A 17,666-nucleotide genomic window follows, 5' to 3' on the forward strand; every position below is an offset into this window, starting at 1 on the left:
ATTAGTGTTAGGAGGAAACATGAAAAGTAAAATGAAATGTACACTTAAGTTAATAGTTTTAATGCTAATTTTCACAATTATTGGAGGTTGTAGTGTAAATCAAAATGCTCATACGAAACAAGCACAAACTGCAACCTCTTCCTCCACTAAAGAAGATAGAGAAGTGATCAAACAAAAACAACTTGCTTATCTCAAAGAGCACGAGCAAGAAATCGTCGATTTTTTAAAATCAAAGAGTTCAAAGGTTGAATCTGTTCAGATTTATTGGGACGAAACGCAATGGATTGATGGTGGAAATGGGACACCACAAGGTGGAGATGAGGTCATAGAAATTTTTGGTACCGTCAATCAACTTGAAGATTCAGGATGGAGGGTGGATGTCGTATTTGATTCTGATCAAAAGATGACATTCAGTATGGGCCAACATATTAGTATTAAGGGTGATAATATTGAGTAAGAGCTGGAAGATTCAAAGCCCGTAAGGAGGATTTATGAAGAGACAAATGGAACTATTTTTGATTATTTTGTTACCGATCCTAGGACTGGTTTTTCTTGGAGGAAAAATCATGACCCTGACCAAAAGACCCGAACAGAAGATAACGGCCTCGTCTTCAAAGAAAGTCGTACAAAAACCAGAGAGAGACATAAAAAAAGAACAACTTGACTACCTAAAAGAACACGAACAGAAGGTTATTGATTTAGTCAAAGCACAAAATTCAAAAGTTGAATCTGTTCAGATTGATTGGGATCATACACAATGGAGTGATGGTGGACTGACAACTCCAGAATATTATATGAATATTTATGGAGGTATAAATCATATTGAAGAATCGAGTTGGGGAGTAGATATCCCAATTAATGAGGACAATACATTAAATTTAGATGAGATGTATATAGGATCCGATATTAGAATAGGGGGGAGGTTATTTGAGTAAGTGGAACTTAAAATGATAGGGGAAAAACGTGCTATGAGTTCGCAATAGACCAATAGTTCATATTGCTACTAACGTTAATTTAAAGTTTGGATGATTGAAGGTAAAGAATTTATTAACTCATGTTTTAAAAAGCTCTATGTAGTGTGATAGCTTAGTCTTTAAACTATAAATGCTAGAATATACGGGATACCATTTATCCAGTTTCCAATTTTAGAGAATAATTTGTACAGAATGGTAGGAGGACTTATGAAAAGGCGAAAAATCATGATGGTTGTTGCTTCAATTATAGCGCTCCTAAGTATAGGAGGGTGTACCGTGAAACATAAAGAAGATACGAAGCAAGAGAAAATGAATCTTTCTTCATCTACGAAAGACCTGAAGGAAGATAAGGAAGCTATAAAGAAAAAACAACTGGACTATCTAAAAGAACACGAACAGAAGGTTATTGATTTAGTCAAAGCACAAAATTCAAAAGTTGAATCCGTTCAGATTGATTGGGATCATACACAATGGAGTGATGGTGGACTGACAACTCCTGAATATTATATGAATGTTTATGGAGGTATAAATAATATTAAAGAATCAGGTTGGGGAATAGATATCCCAATTAATGATGATGGAACTGTCAATCTTGAAGAAATGACTATGGGAGATTATATAAGTATAGGAGGAGAACCTATTGAGTAATTGGAATTTGAACAGTTTTGACAATCTATATGCTTCATTAGCAGAATCAGCTTACAGAGATAGACCCAATAGGTTTCCATATGAACAATTGGATCAAATCCAGGAAGAGCGCTCAAAGCTCAAATGGGAGTATGACAATGAGATCGATGCATTCTATAAAAATCAGAAAAAGCTGGAATCGAAAGCCAAAAAAAATCAGTAAGGTTGCCCTTACTGATTTTTAGTTGGTTCCGGATGATGCTGTATCTGCGCCACTGTCTGTTGCGGTGGAACCTTGGTCTTGTGCTGCAGATGAACTGGTTTCCGTAGCGGATGAGCTATCGGTTTCTTTTTGTGAACTAGCATCTGTATTGCTTGAATCGGTTTGCGTATTGGTATTTGTATTGGTATCTGTAGCGCTGGAGTCAGATCCCTTATCGTGGACCACGACGACGCTGGTGCTACTAGATGGTTTATCTTCTGTTTTTTGATTGTCTTTATTAAGCAGGCTTATAATCGTAAAAGAAGTGACGATAATCCCTAAAAGACTGGCAATCGTGGCGACAACTGTTTGAAATAGTGATAGGCCTTGTTTGACTTTTTCACCACGTGAGGGTCTAGAATCTGTAGTATCCTCTGGTTTTTGGTTTTTGTTGCTTCTTGAATATTGTGACATGTTCATTCTCTTTCTATCAAAAATTGTTTTTTAACACTTTCCTATTATAAGTCATTTTCTGAAAAATGTCTAAAAAGAACTGAATTTTATGGAGTGATTTTACCTCATATCTCTTTATCAAATCCTTGTACCAAGCGGTTAGAAATGATAAAATAGAAGTTACGTAAAAAGAAAGTGATGGATGCGTAGGACATGATTTATTTTGACAATTCAGCAACGACCAAACCTTATCCAGAGGCCCTAGCGACCTATACAGAAGTGGCCACTCGGATTTGGGGGAACCCTTCTAGTTTGCACAATCTAGGTAGTCAAGCTACTCGTATTTTAGAGGCTTCTCGAAAACAGATTGCAGAGTTAATTGGCAAGAAAGCTGAGGAAATTTACTTCACGTCTGGTGGGACCGAAGGGGACAACTGGATCCTCAAGGGTGTAGCCTTTGAGAAAGCTCCTTATGGCAAGCATATCATTGTCTCTAACATCGAGCATCCCGCTATCAAGGAGTCCGCTGCTTGGTTAAAGACGCAAGGATTCCAAGTGGATTATGCTCCAGTGGATGCGCGTGGCTTTGTCAAAGTAGATGCCTTGGCTAGCCTTCTCCGTCCAGATACGACCTTGGTCTCTGTCATGGCTGTCAACAATGAGATTGGCTCCATCCAGCCCATCCATGAAATTGCGGCTCTCCTAGAGGATCGTCCAACGATTAGTTTCCATGTTGATGCGGTTCAAGCTTTAGCCAAGGTAGCAACAGAAGTTTATCTACCAGAGCGCGTGGACTTTGCGACCTTCTCTAGTCATAAATTCCATGGTCTTCGTGGAGTTGGTTTTGTCTACATCAAAGAAGGCAAAAAGATCACACCCCTCTTAACGGGTGGAGGTCAAGAAAAAGAAATGCGCTCGACAACTGAGAATGTGGCAGGTATCGCAGCAACCGCAAAAGCCCTACGCTTAGCTATGGAAAACCAAGAAGCTTTTGCCAGCAAGACCCAGCAGATGAAAGAAGTGATCCGCAAAGAATTGGCCAACTATCCAGATGTCACTGTCTTTTCTGGTGAGGATCACTTTGCCCCTCACATCTTGACTTTCGGGATCAAGGGAGTTCGTGGTGAAGTAGTGGTCCATGCCTTTGAAGAGTTTGATATTTACATCTCGACCACCAGTGCCTGCTCGTCCAAGGCTGGAAAACCAGCTGGTACCTTGATTGCCATGGGAGTGGACAAGAGCATCGCTCAGACAGCAGTTCGCCTCAGTCTCGATATTGAAAATGACATGAGCCAAGTCGAGCAATTCTTGACCAAGTTCAAACTGATTTACGAACAAACACGAAAAGTACGTTAAATTATAGAAGGAAATCAATATGACCTTAACCTATTCAGAAATTATGATTCGCTATGGAGAACTTTCTACTAAAGGGAAAAACCGCATGCGTTTCATCAATAAACTTCGCAATAATATCCAAGATGTTTTATCTATTTATCCGGCTGTCAAAGTGACAGCGGACCGCGATCGGGCCCATGCTTATCTACATGGGACGGATTATGAGCCGGTGGCAGAATCCCTCAAGCAAGTTTTTGGGATCCAAAATTTTTCACCTGTTTACAAGATTGAAAAATCAGTACCAGCCTTGAAAGCTGCGGTGCAAGAGATTATGAAGGAGATATACAAGGACGGCTTGACCTTTAAAATCTCAAGTAAGCGTAGCGATCACACTTTTGAACTCGATAGTCGCGAACTCAATCAAACCCTAGGTGGTGCTGTCTTTGAAGCCATCCCAACGATTCAGGCTCAGATGAAAAAGCCAGATATCAACTTGCAAGTTGAAATTCGAGAAGAAGCAGCCTACATCTCTTATGAAACCATCAAGGGGGCAGGAGGTCTTCCAGTTGGGACTTCTGGAAAAGGGATGCTCATGCTTTCTGGTGGGATCGACTCTCCAGTAGCTGGCTACTTAGCCTTGAAGCGTGGAGTAGATATCGAAGCGGTCCACTTTGCGAGCCCCCCTTATACCAGTCCAGGTGCCTTGAAAAAAGCTCATGACTTAACACGGAAGTTGACCAAGTTTGGGGGCAATATCCAATTTATCGAAGTGCCCTTCACAGAGATCCAAGAGGAAATCAAGGCAAAAGCGCCAGAAGCTTACCTCATGACCTTGACCCGTCGCTTTATGATGCGCATCACAGATCGTATTCGCGAGGTTCGCGGTGGTTTGGTGATTATCAACGGTGAAAGCTTAGGACAAGTGGCTAGTCAAACCTTAGAGAGTATGCAGGCCATCAATGCGGTAACCAATACACCAGTTATCCGTCCGGTGGTGACCATGGACAAGTTGGAAATCATCGATATTGCCCAAGAGATTGATACCTTTGAAATCTCTATCCAACCGTTTGAAGACTGTTGTACCATCTTTGCACCAGATCGTCCAAAGACTAATCCGAAACTCAAAAATGCAGAGCAGTATGAGCAACGGTTGGATGTGGAAGCCTTAGTTGAGCGAGCTGTAGCAGGCATCATCGTAACAGAGATCACACCAAAAGTAGAAAAAGACGAGGTTGATGACCTGATTGAGGATTTGCTATAGGAGAGACTGGGCGTATCCAGCCTCTTTTTCTAACCAACTTAAAGGAGACAAGATGAAAAAAATTATCGTATTAATGACAAGTTTGCTTCTGTTGACAGGCTGTGTCAAAGTATCGTTTACTGGCCCGAAAAAAGAAGAGAAGACTAGCCAATCAAGCAGTAGAAAAAAAGAACCCCTCACATTTGTCAGGGCCGAGCAGTATAAAGACCAGGACAACGAAGTCTTGGAAGCGTCCGAAAAATTTATCAAGGAACATCCAACGCTTGGAGAAGCTGGAAAATTATTTGTCTTTTTTCCAGGATATACCTTTGGAAATGAGGAAAACCGCTTCGCCTTATTCTTTATTGTGAATCGTACCACCACAACCATCGATCGTGATGGATCCTTTGTCCTGAATTTGGAATATGATGGAGAGCCGCTTTTTAAAGATGTTACAGTTGACTATGAAGTGAGCGAATCGGGTGTGTTAAAACCAAATACTGCTGCAGCAATTCCGATAAAAATTACTAAGGAACAAGAAGAAAAAATGAAGGGGATGAACGATTCGTCTAAAGCCAAAATGAGCTTCAATGACTTTAAATTTAAGGATAAGTAGATGAAGGCAGGTTTTGAATGCGATCTTAAACTACAAGATACAAAAAATAGATTTTTCAAAGAAAATTCGCTTTCAAAGCGCAAAAATACTTGTCTTTGTCTGATAGAAGTGATATACTTAGAGAGTTGACTATGCACATGCCTGTGCAACCGCTCGAACATCGTCGCTCATTTCCATGAGAGTAAGTGGTTCGTCCCACGATGCTAGGCGAGTCTTCACAAAAATACGGGGAAACCCAAAAATACATAGGAGGTGCATAATGAGCACATACGCAATCATTAAAACTGGCGGAAAACAAGTTAAAGTTGAAGTTGGTCAAGCAGTCTACGTTGAAAAATTGAACGTTGAAGCTGGTCAAGAAGTTACATTTAACGAAGTTGTTCTTGTTGGTGGTGAAAACACTGTTGTCGGAACTCCACTTGTTTCAGGAGCTACTGTTGTTGGAACTGTTGAAAAACAAGGAAAACAAAAGAAAGTTGTTACTTACAAGTACAAACCTAAAAAAGGTAGCCACCGTAAACAAGGTCACCGTCAACCTTACACTAAAGTTGTCATCAACGCTATCAACGCTTAATTTTTAGGAGAACACATGATACAAGCAGTCTTTGAACGAGCCGAAGATGGCGAGCTGAGGAGTGCAGAAATCACTGGGCACGCTGGAAGCGGTGAATATGGCTTTGATGTCGTGTGTGCATCGGTTTCGACTCTAGCCATTAACTTTGTCAACTCTGTTGAGAAATTTGCAGGCTACGAACCGGATCTAGAATTAAACGAAGAAGAAGGTGGCTTCCTTCGGGTCACAATCCCGACAGATATTCCACCACATCAAAGAGAAATGACCCAACTATTCTTTGAATCATTTTTCTTAGGGATGGCAAACTTATCGGAGAACTCTTCAGAGTTCGTCCAAACAAGAGTTATCACAGAAAACTAACATGGAGGAAAACAATTATGTTGAAATTGAATCTTGCTAACTTGCAACTTTTCGCCCACAAAAAAGGTGGAGGTTCTACATCAAACGGACGTGATTCACAAGCAAAACGTCTTGGAGCTAAAGCAGCTGATGGACAAACTGTAACAGGTGGATCTATCCTTTACCGTCAACGTGGAACACACATCTACCCAGGTGTGAACGTTGGACGTGGTGGAGACGATACTTTGTTCGCAAAAGTTGAAGGCGTAGTACGCTTCGAACGTAAAGGTCGCGATAAAAAACAAGTTTCTGTTTACCCAATCGCAAAATAAAAAGGTTTTCTAAACCTTTTTGTCCCGAGCCTTGATCCAAAGGTGAGGAAGCTAGAAATAGCAAAATTAAAGCTTTCTGATTTATCAGAAGGCTTTTTTCTTTTATTTATTTAAAAATATCATGTTTACCCTTGTTAATATAATGTTTGAATTTGTGTTTTTTGAAAAATATAGTATAATAGAGACAAATATAGTAGGAATGGAAGTAGTACCATGAAAGATAGCAGACATGTTGAAATTCTTCAGGAACTGGATCGAAAAAGTGTGGTATCAGTCAAAGAACTCAAGGAACTCTTTGGGGTGACAGACATGACCATTCGTCGTGATCTGATCGATCTTGAAAAACAAGGTCTTTTAGTTCGTGTACATGGTGGAGCCCACAAAAAGGTAAAAGATAGCTTGTTAGAGGCTTCTCACAGTGAGAAAAATCTCATCAATATTGATGAGAAACGCACCATTGCAAAAAAATGTGCAGAGTTGATCGAAAATGGGGATACCGTCTTTATTGGGTCAGGTACGACAACAGATTTTATCGGTGACTATTTAGAGGGAAAGGAAATCAGTATCGTCACCAATTCCCTCCCCATTTTTGAAAAGCTAAAGGATTTTCCAAATTATGACCTGATCTTAGTTGGTGGTCGCTACCGGGTGAAGACACAAACTTTTGTCGGTCAATTTGCCAATAAACTCTTGAAAGAAATCAAGGTTTCTAAAGCTTTCATCGGGGTCAATGGCATCGATGGGCATCATGTTTCCACAGCAAATGAAGAAGAGGGAAATGGTAATGCTATTATTCTAAACAATGCAATTGAGAAATATGTGGTTGCTGATAACAGTAAGTTTGATAGCTATTCTTTCTATAGTTTCTATCGAGTGGAAGACCTGAATGCCATTATTACTGATGATAGTATTCCAAAGAAGATCAAAGACAAATATGCCTTGTATACGAAAATCATATAAAATGAGAGGCTGGGACAGAAGTCCTAGCCTCTTGATTGTCTTTGGATTGTCGAGCAAGACGCAGTGGTTGAGTGGGCTCTACTACGCTGATTTTATCAGCTTTTACAGCCCTACTTAACTGTGCGGAGGTGGGACGACGAAATCGAATTCTAACGAATTACCGATTTCTGTCCCACTCTCTTTTTACTGATTTAATGATGTTGGAAAATGACGGATAGAAAGCGCTTTAGAGCGATATACAAACAAAATTAAACAAATTTAGACAAAAAATGATTGACACTCAATCAATATAGTGATATACTGAAGCTATAAAATAAATAGTTAGATAAGGAGGTGGCAACAATGGGATTAAATCAACTCTTTAACAAAGATCTTGTATTTTGCCTACATGCCAAGGATCAAACAGATCTCTTTGAGCAGGTAGCAAGCTTATTGGAAGAGCGACAGATTGTGACACCAACCTATCGTTCCGCTTTGATTGAGCGTGAAAAGTCTTTCCCGACTGGATTAGACATGGAATTTCTTGGTAAGGACTTACCAAATGTGGCGATCCCGCATACAGACATTGTCCATAATCTCACTGAGAATGTGGTCGTGGTTCGTTTGGATCAACCCGTAACTTTCCATAATATGATTGCTCCAGATAAGGAAGTTCAAGTTTCACTCTTATTCTTTATTATCAATAATACGAGCTCAAGCCAAACCAATATTTTGGCCCAACTGATGGATTTCTTTACATCCAATGGAAATCTCGAAGCTCTATCGAAATTAGATAGTGAAGATAAGCTTTATCAATACATTACGGAAACTATTTCCTAAAACATTCGTAAATATTTATAATGGAGGACATCCAAATGATTAAAATTTTAGCTGCCTGTGGTGCAGGCGTTAACTCTAGCCACCAAATTAAGAATGCGTTGGAAGAAGAGTTGTCAAACCGTGGTTATGATGTGCGTTGTGACGCTGTCATGGTCAAAGACGTCAATGAAGATTTGATTTCTGGTTATGACATCTTTACTCCAATTGCTGCGACTGATTTGGGATTCGATCCTGGTATTCCTGTGGTAGAAGCAGGACCAATCTTGTTCCGTATTCCAGCGATGAGTGCGCCAGTCTTTGATAACATCGAAGCTGCCATTAAAGAACATGGATTAAGTTAATATTTTTTTAACGCGATTGTAAGCGTTATCCAATTATAAAATTGGGAACACTTTCTGCTGTAAATTACAAAAAAATTCATAAATCGGGAGGATTTATTATGAATGGCATTATTGATTTTGCCAATAAGTTTTTCAAACCCATCCTAGACATGGGTGCTCCGATCATCATGTTGATCGTCCTAACTCTATTGGCACTTTTGTTTGGAGTGAAATTCTCCAAAGCGCTTGAAGGTGGTATTAAACTTGCCATCGCCCTTACTGGTATCGGTGCTATCATCGGTATGTTGAATGGAGCTTTCTCAGCATCTCTTGCAAAATTCGTTGAGAATACTGGTATTCAATTGAATATCACGGACGTTGGTTGGGCGCCTCTTGCGACCATTACTTGGGGGTCTGCCTGGACACTTTATTTCTTGTTGATTATGTTGATCGTCAACGTTATCATGCTTGCGATCAAGAAAACGGATACACTTGACGTCGATATCTTCGATATCTGGCACTTGTCTATCACTGGTCTTTTGATCAAATGGTATGCTGACAACAACGGTGTCAGCCAGGGAGTTTCACTTTTCGTTGCAACTCTTGCCGTTGTCCTTGTAGGGGTTATGAAAATCATCAACTCAGACTTGATGAAACCAACATTTGACGATTTGTTGAATGCACCAAGTTCATCACCTATGACATCTACTCACATGAACTACATGATGAACCCAATCATCATGGTCTTGGATAAAATCTTTGACAAATTCTTCCCAGGTCTTGATAAATACGACTTCGACGCTGCTAAATTGAACAAGAAGATCGGTTTCTGGGGATCTAAATTCTTTATCGGTTTCCTTCTTGGTATCGTCATCGGTATCATGGGTACTCCACATCCAGTTGCTGGTGTGCAAGATGCTGACAAATGGGAATTGGTTATTAAAGGTTGGTTGAGCCTTGGTTTGACTGCCGGTGTCTGCTTGGAATTGTTCTCATTGATCGGTTCTTGGTTCATCGCAGCGGTAGAACCATTGTCACAAGGTATTACAAACGTTGCTACTAAACGTCTTCAAGGACGTAAATTCAACATCGGTTTGGACTGGCCATTTATCGCTGGTCGTGCTGAAATCTGGGCTTGTGCCAACGTACTTGCACCAATCATGTTGATCGAAGCAGTACTTCTTTCTAAAGTCGGAAATGGTATCTTGCCACTTGCTGGTATCATCGCTATGGGTGTAACTCCAGCCTTGTTGGTTGTAACACGCGGTAAATTGATCCGTATGATCATCTTCGGAAGCCTTCTCTTGCCACTCTTCCTTCTTTCAGGTACATTGATTGCACCATTTGCAACTCAATTGGCTAAGAGTGTTGATGCCTTCCCTAAAGGGGTAGCTTCTACTCAATTGATCACTCACTCAACTCTTGAAGGACCAGTTGAAAAATTGCTCGGTTGGACAATCGGTAACGCAACGACTGGTGATATCAAAGCTATTCTTGGTGTAGTTGTCTTCTTGGCATTCTATATCGGAATCTTCGCTTGGTACAGAAAACAAATGATCAAACGTAACGAAGAATATGCTGCAAATGCAAAATAATCGTTTCATGTAGTTTGAAAACTGACACCATATCTTTTCTAGATATGGTGTTTATATTTTTAAAAAAATGTTCGAAAATAAACAATTTAATGTTGACTTTCGTTCGAAATAGGTGTAATATAATATCAAAAGTAAGAAAATGTTTCTTTGTGAAAAATTAACAACAGGAATATTTACTGAAACAAACAAAAGGAGGACAGGACATGTCTATTGTAATTGGTGCAGATGCTGCAGGATTAAGATTAAAAGATCTCGTGAAAGAGTTTCTTGTAAAAGAAAACTTCGATGTTGTAGATGTAACCGCTGAAGGTCAAGATTTTGTAGATGTGACACTTGCAGTTGCGAGCGAAGTGAACAAAAACGATCAAAATCTTGGAATCGTGATTGATGCTTATGGAGCTGGTCCATTTATGGTTTCGACTAAAATCAAAGGAATGGTGGCAGCAGAAGTTTCAGATGAACGTTCTGCTTATATGACACGTGGTCACAACAATTCTCGAATGATCACCATGGGAGCTGAAATTGTTGGAGATGAATTGGCGAAAAACATTGCCAAAGGCTTCGTCAATGGTAAATACGACGGTGGCCGTCACCAAATCCGTGTTGATATGTTGAATAAGATGTGCTAATGAGAGGAGAATTCAAATGAGAATTGCAATTGGTTGTGATCACATTGTGACAAATGAAAAAATGGCTGTATCTGATTTTTTGAAATCAAAAGGATACGAAGTGCTCGACTTTGGGACTTATGACCATACACGTACCCACTATCCAATCTTTGGTAAGAAAGTCGGTGAAGCCGTAGCAAGTGGCCAAGCAGATCTTGGTGTTTGTATCTGTGGTACTGGTGTTGGGATTAACAATGCTGTTAACAAAGTACCTGGTATCCGTTCTGCCTTGGTACGCGATATGACAACTGCTCTTTATGCAAAAGAAGAATTGAACGCAAATGTCATCGGATTTGGTGGTAAAATTACTGGTGAATTGCTCATGTGCGATATCATTGAAGCATTCATCCACGCTGAATACAAACCAACTGAAGAAAATAAAAAATTGATCGCTAAGATCCAACATGTGGAAACCCATAATGCTCATCAAGCGGATGCTGATTTCTTTACAGAATTCCTTGAAAAATGGGACCGTGGTGAATACCACGACTAAGAGGTGACGTATGATATTAACGGTCACGATGAACCCTTCGATTGATATTTCTTATCCTTTGGATGTACTCCAATTGGATACAGTCAATCGTGTGGCTGAGGTGAGTAAGACAGCTGGTGGGAAAGGTCTTAACGTTACTCGTGTACTTTCTGAGATAAAGGATCCAGTGGCAGCGACTGGCCTACTTGGTGGTCGGACGGGGCAATTCATTCTCGATCATTTAGGAGAAGGGATAGAGGAACGTTTCTTTGAAATTGCTGGAGATACACGTAATTGTATCGCCATCCTTCACGAAGGCAAGCAAACAGAAATCTTAGAAAAAGGTCCAACCATTTCTGAGAAAGAAGGCCAAGACTTTCTCGACCATTATCGTCACTTGGTTGAACAAGTAGAGGTTGTTGCCATCTCTGGAAGTCTTCCTGCTGGTTTACCAGTGGACTACTATGCTAGCCTTGTTAAGATTGCAAGGGAAGCTGGGAAACCAGTCGTACTTGATTGCTCGGGAGCTTCTTTAGAAGCTGCCATTCAAGCAGCTGTCAAGCCTACGGTCATTAAACCAAACAATGAAGAATTATCACAGTTGTTAGGAAAAGAAGTGAGTAAGAATGTGGAAGACTTAAAAGAAGTTCTTCAGGATTCTCTCTTTGATGGCATCGAATGGGTGATTGTCTCCCTTGGTGCAAATGGCGCTTTCGCTAAGCATGGGGATGTCTTCTATAAGGTAGATATTCCTAAGATCGATGTCGTCAATCCAGTCGGATCTGGTGATTCGACTGTTGCAGGGATTGCATCTGGTCTCTATCATCATGAGAGTGACGCAGACTTGCTCAAGAAAGCAAATGTTCTTGGAATGTTAAATGCGCAAGAAGCACAAACAGGACATGTCAACATGGGGCACTATGATGCCTTGTATCAACAATTAATCGTAAAAGAGGTATAAAATGGTATTAACAGAACAAAAACGCAACTATTTGGAACGTCTTAGTACAAAAGACGGTGTCATTTCAGCTTTGGCTTTCGACCAACGTGGGGCTTTGAAACGCTTGATGGCCAAATACCAAGACACAGAACCAACAGTAGCACAAATGGAAGAATTAAAAGTCCTTGTAGCTGATGAATTGACAAAATATGCTTCATCTATGTTATTGGACCCAGAATATGGTCTACCTGCTACAAAAGCCTTGGACAAAGATGCTGGTCTCTTACTTGCCTATGAAAAAACAGGTTACGATACATCAAGCACCAAGCGCTTGCCAGACTGCTTGAACCTTTGGTCAGCAAAACGCATCAAAGAACAAGGCGCAGATGCTGTGAAATTCTTGCTCTACTATGATGTAGACAGTGCAGATGAACTCAACCAAGAAAAACAAGCTTATATCGAACGCATCGGTTCTGAATGCGCTGCTGAAGATATTCCATTCTTCCTTGAAATCTTGGCTTATGATGAAGGAATTGCAGATGCAACCTCTGCTGAATATGCGAAAGTGAAACCTCGTAAGGTGATTGAGGCTATGAAAGTCTTCTCAGATCCTCGTTTCAATATCGATGTCTTGAAAGTGGAAGTTCCAGTTAATGTGAACTTCGTGGAAGGATTTGGAGAAGGAGAAGTTGTCTATAGTCGTGAAGAAGCAGCTGCTTTCTTCAAAGAACAAGAAGAAGCAACCAACCTTCCATACATCTACCTCAGTGCAGGTGTATCAGCTAAGCTCTTCCAAGAAACCTTGGAATTTGCTCATGCATCTGGTGCAAACTTCAACGGTGTTCTTTGTGGACGTGCAACATGGGCAGGTTCAGTAGAAGCTTACATCAAAGATGGAGAAGCAGCTGCTCGTGAATGGCTTCGTAAAGAAGGTCGACAAAATATTGAAGAATTGAACGCAGTCTTGGCTAAAGTAGCAACACCTTGGACAGAACGCGTATAAGATTCAAATGATGATTGCCTCCTAAAGCAACAGTTAGAGAGTGGGACAGAAATCGGTCATTCGTTAGAATTCGATTTCGTCGTCCCACCTCCGCACAGTTGAGTAGGGCTGTAAAAGCTGATGAAATCAGCGTAATAGAGCCCACTCAACCACTGCGTCTTGCTCGACAATCCAAAGATGATTGAGAGGCTAGGACTTATATCCCAGCCTCTTCATTATTTTAAGGTCTTGTTTATTTTTTATAAAAAAATGTTTAAAAATTTTTGCTGTAAGGGTTTACAAAACAAAAAACTTATGATAGAATAAGTTTATAAGTTGAATAGCAGTGAGCGTTACTAAGTTAGATTAGGCGTGACCACAAGTAGACTGAACAATTAGTGTAGGCTAGTTTTTTCAGTTGCTTCGTGGTCATTTTTATTTGCTTTTAACAAATTTTACAAAGGAGAGCCTCATGTATCGTATTATCCATCCAATGAACAATAATGTTGCTTTGGTTCAAAATGAACTACAACAAGAGTTGATTGTTATTGGGAGTGGGATTGCTTTTGGGAAAAAGAAAAATGATCTAGTAGCTGATGATAAGGTCGAAAAAGTATTTCGTTTAAACACGGATGAGTCAAGAGAAAACTTTATGGCCCTTCTAAAGGATGTTCCTCTTGATTTCATTACAACCACTTATGAAGTGATTGATACCTTGTCTAAGAAATATGCCTATCCTGTTCAAGAATATATCTATGTGACATTAACAGATCACATCTTTTGTTCTTACCAGGCAGTTCAACAGGGAAGATACAAACACAGTGACCTTCCTGATGCGTCTGCTATGCACCCGATTCCCTATAAAATCGCAAAAGAAGCGATTGAGATCTTTCGAAAGCGGCTCTTGGATCAACTTCCTGACGATGAAGTGAATCGTATCGCTTATCATTTCATTAATGCACAAGGGGAAATGATTCATGAGCAAGATCCAGATGTCCAGGACCGACAAGTTATTTTGAAAGCTGTAGAAGAAAAACTAGCTCAAAATGGCTTGAAACGGAAAGAAGAAAACAGTCATTTCTATGATCGCTTTATGATCCATCTCAATTATTTCCTAGATTCGCTAGATAAGGGAAGAGAAGATCCAGAAGGTTTGAGCGAGATGGAACAACTGATTCAGCTAAGTTATCCAAAGGCTTATGAGATTAGTCATCAAATCTACCAAACCATCGCTGAACAGACAGGAGCCAAAATATCTCCTAATGAAAAAGTCTATTTAGCCCTTCATATTCAACGTCTATTATAAAAATTTTCAAAAGGTATCATAAGGAGGAACCAACATGAATAAAGAAGAAGTCCAATTACTTGGCTTTGAAATTGTCGCTTATGCCGGTGACGCTCGATCAAAATTAGTGGAAGCCTTAAAAGCTGCTGAAAATGGTGATTTTGCTAAAGCAGAATCCTTAGTAGAAGAAGCAGGGTCCTGTATCGCTGAGGCTCACAAATCTCAAACGACCATGCTAGCGCATGAAGCAGCAGGAGAAGAAATCCCCTATAGCATTACCATGATGCATGGTCAAGACCATCTCATGACAACGATCCTATTAAAAGACGTGATTCACCATCTGATTGAACTATATAAAAGAGGAGCGAAATAATGAATAAACTGATTGAACTGATTGAAAAAGGGAAACCTTTCTTTGAAAAGATTTCTCGAAACAAATATTTGCGAGCGATTCGTGATGGTTTCATTGCAGGGATGCCTGTAATCTTATTCTCATCTATCTTCATCCTAATTGCGTATGTACCAAACGCTTGGGGATTCCATTGGTCTAAAGATATTGAAACTTTCTTGATGACTCCATATAGCTATTCTATGGGCATCTTGGCCTTCTTCGTTGGTGGTACAACGGCTAAGGCTTTGACTGATTCAATGAACCGCGACCTTCCAGCAACTAACCAAATCAACTTCATTTCTACAATGTTGGCTTCTATGGTTGGCTTCTTGCTCATGGCTGCCGAACCTGCTAAAGAAGGTGGATTCTTAACAGCCTTCATGGGTACAAAAGGTCTGTTGACAGCCTTCATTGCAGCCTTTGTTACCGTTAATGTTTATAAGGTCTGTGTGAAAAATAATGTGACGATTCGCATGCCAGACGAGGTTCCACCAAATATTTCACAAGTATTTAAAGACCTGATTCCATTTACATTGTCAGTTGTACTCTTGTATGCACTTGAATTAGTTGTGAAAGCAAGCCTTCATGTAACGGTTGCTGAATCAATCGGTACCCTTCTTGCTCCACTATTCTCAGCAGCAGACGGTTATGTTGGTATTACGATTATTTTCGGTGCCTTTGCATTCTTCTGGTTTATTGGTATTCACGGCCCATCTATCGTTGAGCCTGCGATTGCAGCGATCACTTATGCAAATGCCGAAGTCAACTTGAACCTCCTTCAACAAGGTATGCACGCTGATAAGATCCTTACATCTGGTACACAAATGTTCATCGTCACTATGGGTGGTACTGGTGCAACTCTTGTTGTTCCGTTCATGTTTATGTGGTTATGTAAATCGAAACGAAATCGTGCTATTGGACGCGCTTCAGTAGTTCCTACATTCTTTGGTGTAAACGAACCAATCTTGTTTGGTGCACCACTTGTTTTGAACCCAATCTTCTTTATCCCATTCATCTTTGCACCAATTGCAAACGTATGGATCTTTAAGTTCTTTATTGAAACACTTGGCATGAACTCATTTACTGCCAACCTTCCATGGACTACACCAGGACCTCTTGGTATTGTTCTTGGTACAAACTTCCAGTTCTTATCATTCGCTCTTGCAGCATTGTTAATTGTAGTAGATATTGTTATCTACTATCCATTCCTCAAGGTTTATGATGAACAAATTCTTGAAGAAGAACGTTCAGGTAAAACTAATGATGAATTAAAAGAAAAGGTAGCTGCAAACTTTAACACTGCAAAAGCAGATGCTATTCTTGAAAAAGCTGGAGTAGATTCAGCACAAAATACAATTACTGAAGAAACAAACGTCCTCGTTCTTTGTGCTGGTGGAGGAACAAGTGGTCTTCTTGCCAATGCTTTGAATAAAGCCGCAGAAGAGTATAAAGTTCCAGTTAAAGCTGCAGCAGGTGGCTATGGAGCCCACCGTGAAATGTTGCCAGAATTTGACCTTGTTATCTTGGCGCCTCAGGTTGCTTCCAACTTCGAAGATATGAAGGCTGAAACAGATAAACTAGGCATCAAATTGGCGAAGACAGAAGGTGCTCAGTACATCAAGTTAACCCGTGATGGAAAAGGTGCTCTAGCCTTTGTTCAAGCTCAATTTGAAGAATAAGAACTAAAAAGTGAGATGGAGATGGATGGCTCACTAACTCCTCTCCCCTCGCTTTTCATTTTATCCAATCAAGAAATAGGTGAAAATATGACAAAAACACTTCCTAAAGATTTTATTTTTGGTGGCGCAACTGCAGCTTATCAGGCAGAAGGTGCGACTCATACAGACGGTAAAGGACCTGTTGCATGGGATAAATATTTAGCAGACAACTATTGGTATACTGCTGAACCAGCGAGTGATTTCTACCATAAATATCCAGTAGACTTACAGTTGGCGGAAGAATATGGCGTAAACGGAATTCGTATTTCTATTGCTTGGTCACGTATTTTCCCAACTGGCTATGGTGAAGTCAATCCAAAAGGGGTAGAATTCTATCATAAGTTATTTGCAGAATGCCATAAACGTCATGTAGAACCATTCGTAACTCTTCACCACTTTGATACTCCTGAAGCTCTTCACTCAAATGGAGACTTCTTGAATCGTGAAAATATCGAACACTTTGTAGATTATGCTGCTTTCTGTTTTGAAGAATTCCCAGAAGTCAACTACTGGACAACCTTCAATGAAATTGGCCCAATCGGTGATGGTCAATACTTGGTTGGTAAATTCCCACCAGGTATTCAATATGACCTTGCCAAAGTCTTCCAATCTCACCACAATATGATGGTTTCTCATGCACGTGCTGTGAAATTGTACAAAGACAAAGGTTATAAAGGTGAAATCGGGGTTGTTCACGCACTTCCAACTAAGTATCCATTGGATCCTAAAAATCCTGCAGACGTACGTGCTGCTGAGTTGGAAGATATCATCCACAACAAGTTTATCTTGGATGCGACTTACCTCGGACACTATTCAGATGCAAC

Annotated in this window: 22 protein-coding genes and 1 other annotated feature; of the genes, 21 read left to right on the forward strand and 1 reads right to left on the reverse strand. The window is 40.2% G+C overall.

Translation table 11 applies throughout. From position 1 onward, the window contains the following. Positions 1-19 precede the first annotated feature (19 nt). From O3626_RS06270 to O3626_RS06280, 3 genes are all read left to right on the forward strand, one after another. Positions 20-457, forward strand: a complete 438-nt coding sequence (locus O3626_RS06270) for a lipoprotein BUG3 (protein WP_371495913.1) — start codon at positions 20-22, stop codon at positions 455-457. A gap of 34 nt (positions 458-491) precedes the next feature. After that, positions 492-935, forward strand: coding sequence for a hypothetical protein (locus tag O3626_RS06275; RefSeq protein ID WP_371495915.1), 444 nt, complete (start codon positions 492-494; stop codon positions 933-935). Between the two features lie 246 nt (positions 936-1,181). Continuing rightward, positions 1,182-1,622, forward strand: a complete 441-nt coding sequence (locus O3626_RS06280) for a hypothetical protein (RefSeq protein WP_371495917.1) — start codon at positions 1,182-1,184, stop codon at positions 1,620-1,622. Positions 1,623-1,842: 220 nt separating this feature from the next. Here the strand turns inward: O3626_RS06280 and O3626_RS06285 are convergent, their stop codons facing one another. Next, positions 1,843-2,277, reverse strand: a complete 435-nt coding sequence (locus tag O3626_RS06285; protein ID WP_371495919.1) for a DUF6556 family protein — start codon at positions 2,275-2,277, stop codon at positions 1,843-1,845. 192 nt (positions 2,278-2,469) lie between these two features. On the opposite strand from O3626_RS06285, the gene O3626_RS06290 reads away from it, so the two are divergent. From O3626_RS06290 to O3626_RS06375, 18 genes are all read left to right on the forward strand, one after another. Then, positions 2,470-3,612, forward strand: a complete 1,143-nt coding sequence (locus O3626_RS06290) for a cysteine desulfurase family protein (RefSeq protein WP_371495921.1) — start codon at positions 2,470-2,472, stop codon at positions 3,610-3,612. Between the two features lie 19 nt (positions 3,613-3,631). Continuing rightward, the gene (gene thiI / locus O3626_RS06295; protein ID WP_031573605.1) at positions 3,632-4,852 is read left to right on the forward strand and encodes a tRNA uracil 4-sulfurtransferase ThiI; all 1,221 of its coding nucleotides are present in this window, start codon (positions 3,632-3,634) and stop codon (positions 4,850-4,852) included. Between the two features lie 52 nt (positions 4,853-4,904). Further along, on the forward strand, positions 4,905-5,447 hold the full coding sequence (locus tag O3626_RS06300; RefSeq protein ID WP_049492006.1) for a membrane lipoprotein lipid attachment site-containing protein: 543 nt from the start codon (positions 4,905-4,907) through the stop codon (positions 5,445-5,447). A 137-nt stretch (positions 5,448-5,584) separates the two neighbouring features. Beyond that, positions 5,585-5,672, forward strand: a sequence feature (ribosomal protein L21 leader region). Positions 5,673-5,706: 34 nt separating this feature from the next. Then, positions 5,707-6,021, forward strand: coding sequence for a 50S ribosomal protein L21 (rplU, locus tag O3626_RS06305; protein WP_003007734.1), 315 nt, complete (start codon positions 5,707-5,709; stop codon positions 6,019-6,021). Positions 6,022-6,036: 15 nt separating this feature from the next. Next, positions 6,037-6,381, forward strand: coding sequence for a ribosomal-processing cysteine protease Prp (locus tag O3626_RS06310; protein WP_003002581.1), 345 nt, complete (start codon positions 6,037-6,039; stop codon positions 6,379-6,381). A 17-nt stretch (positions 6,382-6,398) separates the two neighbouring features. Then, positions 6,399-6,692: a 50S ribosomal protein L27 gene (gene rpmA, locus O3626_RS06315; protein ID WP_003002805.1), complete on the forward strand. Its 294-nt coding sequence runs from the start codon at positions 6,399-6,401 to the stop codon at positions 6,690-6,692. A gap of 213 nt (positions 6,693-6,905) precedes the next feature. Next, on the forward strand, positions 6,906-7,652 hold the full coding sequence (locus tag O3626_RS06320) for a DeoR/GlpR family DNA-binding transcription regulator (RefSeq protein WP_009731217.1): 747 nt from the start codon (positions 6,906-6,908) through the stop codon (positions 7,650-7,652). A 342-nt stretch (positions 7,653-7,994) separates the two neighbouring features. After that, positions 7,995-8,471: a PTS sugar transporter subunit IIA gene (locus O3626_RS06325; RefSeq protein WP_023918370.1), complete on the forward strand. Its 477-nt coding sequence runs from the start codon at positions 7,995-7,997 to the stop codon at positions 8,469-8,471. 35 nt (positions 8,472-8,506) lie between these two features. Beyond that, on the forward strand, positions 8,507-8,812 hold the full coding sequence (locus O3626_RS06330; RefSeq protein WP_003002828.1) for a PTS sugar transporter subunit IIB: 306 nt from the start codon (positions 8,507-8,509) through the stop codon (positions 8,810-8,812). 98 nt (positions 8,813-8,910) lie between these two features. Continuing rightward, complete coding sequence (locus O3626_RS06335; RefSeq protein ID WP_049498245.1) at positions 8,911-10,386, forward strand: PTS galactitol transporter subunit IIC; 1,476 nt, start codon at positions 8,911-8,913, stop codon at positions 10,384-10,386. Between the two features lie 203 nt (positions 10,387-10,589). After that, entirely contained in the window at positions 10,590-11,015 is a 426-nt protein-coding gene (gene lacA / locus O3626_RS06340; RefSeq protein ID WP_371495924.1) for a galactose-6-phosphate isomerase subunit LacA, read from the forward strand. 16 nt (positions 11,016-11,031) lie between these two features. Continuing rightward, a complete protein-coding gene (lacB, locus tag O3626_RS06345; RefSeq protein WP_003002763.1) occupies positions 11,032-11,547 on the forward strand; it encodes a galactose-6-phosphate isomerase subunit LacB in 516 nt (171 codons plus the stop codon). 10 nt (positions 11,548-11,557) lie between these two features. Further along, positions 11,558-12,487 carry a tagatose-6-phosphate kinase gene (locus O3626_RS06350; protein WP_061455172.1) on the forward strand — a complete coding sequence of 310 codons (930 nt, stop codon included), beginning with the start codon at positions 11,558-11,560 and terminating at the stop codon, positions 12,485-12,487. Position 12,488: 1 nt separating this feature from the next. After that, entirely contained in the window at positions 12,489-13,469 is a 981-nt protein-coding gene (gene lacD / locus O3626_RS06355; protein WP_070506214.1) for a tagatose-bisphosphate aldolase, read from the forward strand. Between the two features lie 451 nt (positions 13,470-13,920). Beyond that, positions 13,921-14,754 (forward strand): PRD domain-containing protein, encoded by an 834-nt coding sequence (locus tag O3626_RS06360; RefSeq protein ID WP_070506210.1) that lies wholly within the window; start codon positions 13,921-13,923, stop codon positions 14,752-14,754. Between the two features lie 34 nt (positions 14,755-14,788). Then, entirely contained in the window at positions 14,789-15,106 is a 318-nt protein-coding gene (locus O3626_RS06365) for a PTS lactose/cellobiose transporter subunit IIA (protein WP_003007713.1), read from the forward strand. Beyond that, the gene (locus O3626_RS06370) at positions 15,106-16,803 is read left to right on the forward strand and encodes a lactose-specific PTS transporter subunit EIIC (protein ID WP_023918364.1); all 1,698 of its coding nucleotides are present in this window, start codon (positions 15,106-15,108) and stop codon (positions 16,801-16,803) included. The genes O3626_RS06365 and O3626_RS06370 overlap by 1 nt, the downstream gene beginning before the upstream one ends. Before the next feature lie 87 nt (positions 16,804-16,890). Next, positions 16,891-17,666: family 1 glycosylhydrolase (locus O3626_RS06375; protein ID WP_371495926.1), on the forward strand; the 776-nt coding region annotated here is incomplete at its 3' end.

Source organism: Streptococcus sp. 20925_1_77 (assembly GCF_041432125.1).
Lineage (GTDB): Bacteria > Bacillota > Bacilli > Lactobacillales > Streptococcaceae > Streptococcus.

Excerpts from the sequence above, each read along its gene's own strand:
- rpmA (WP_003002805.1), top strand. The coding sequence starts at position 6,399 with ATGTTGAAATTGAATCTTGCTAACTTGCAACTTTTCGCCCACAAAAAA.
- lacD (WP_070506214.1), top strand. The coding sequence starts at position 12,489 with ATGGTATTAACAGAACAAAAACGCAACTATTTGGAACGTCTTAGTACA.
- O3626_RS06325 (WP_023918370.1), top strand. The coding sequence starts at position 7,995 with ATGGGATTAAATCAACTCTTTAACAAAGATCTTGTATTTTGCCTACAT.
- O3626_RS06300 (WP_049492006.1), top strand. The coding sequence starts at position 4,905 with ATGAAAAAAATTATCGTATTAATGACAAGTTTGCTTCTGTTGACAGGC.
- O3626_RS06280 (WP_371495917.1), top strand. The coding sequence starts at position 1,182 with ATGAAAAGGCGAAAAATCATGATGGTTGTTGCTTCAATTATAGCGCTC.
- O3626_RS06270 (WP_371495913.1), top strand. The coding sequence starts at position 20 with ATGAAAAGTAAAATGAAATGTACACTTAAGTTAATAGTTTTAATGCTA.
- O3626_RS06290 (WP_371495921.1), top strand. The coding sequence starts at position 2,470 with ATGATTTATTTTGACAATTCAGCAACGACCAAACCTTATCCAGAGGCC.
- lacB (WP_003002763.1), top strand. The coding sequence starts at position 11,032 with ATGAGAATTGCAATTGGTTGTGATCACATTGTGACAAATGAAAAAATG.
- O3626_RS06335 (WP_049498245.1), top strand. The coding sequence starts at position 8,911 with ATGAATGGCATTATTGATTTTGCCAATAAGTTTTTCAAACCCATCCTA.
- O3626_RS06310 (WP_003002581.1), top strand. The coding sequence starts at position 6,037 with ATGATACAAGCAGTCTTTGAACGAGCCGAAGATGGCGAGCTGAGGAGT.
- O3626_RS06285 (WP_371495919.1), bottom strand. The coding sequence starts at position 2,277 with ATGTCACAATATTCAAGAAGCAACAAAAACCAAAAACCAGAGGATACT.
- thiI (WP_031573605.1), top strand. The coding sequence starts at position 3,632 with ATGACCTTAACCTATTCAGAAATTATGATTCGCTATGGAGAACTTTCT.
- rplU (WP_003007734.1), top strand. The coding sequence starts at position 5,707 with ATGAGCACATACGCAATCATTAAAACTGGCGGAAAACAAGTTAAAGTT.
- O3626_RS06320 (WP_009731217.1), top strand. The coding sequence starts at position 6,906 with ATGAAAGATAGCAGACATGTTGAAATTCTTCAGGAACTGGATCGAAAA.
- O3626_RS06350 (WP_061455172.1), top strand. The coding sequence starts at position 11,558 with ATGATATTAACGGTCACGATGAACCCTTCGATTGATATTTCTTATCCT.
- lacA (WP_371495924.1), top strand. The coding sequence starts at position 10,590 with ATGTCTATTGTAATTGGTGCAGATGCTGCAGGATTAAGATTAAAAGAT.
- O3626_RS06365 (WP_003007713.1), top strand. The coding sequence starts at position 14,789 with ATGAATAAAGAAGAAGTCCAATTACTTGGCTTTGAAATTGTCGCTTAT.
- O3626_RS06330 (WP_003002828.1), top strand. The coding sequence starts at position 8,507 with ATGATTAAAATTTTAGCTGCCTGTGGTGCAGGCGTTAACTCTAGCCAC.
- O3626_RS06360 (WP_070506210.1), top strand. The coding sequence starts at position 13,921 with ATGTATCGTATTATCCATCCAATGAACAATAATGTTGCTTTGGTTCAA.
- O3626_RS06275 (WP_371495915.1), top strand. The coding sequence starts at position 492 with ATGAAGAGACAAATGGAACTATTTTTGATTATTTTGTTACCGATCCTA.
- O3626_RS06370 (WP_023918364.1), top strand. The coding sequence starts at position 15,106 with ATGAATAAACTGATTGAACTGATTGAAAAAGGGAAACCTTTCTTTGAA.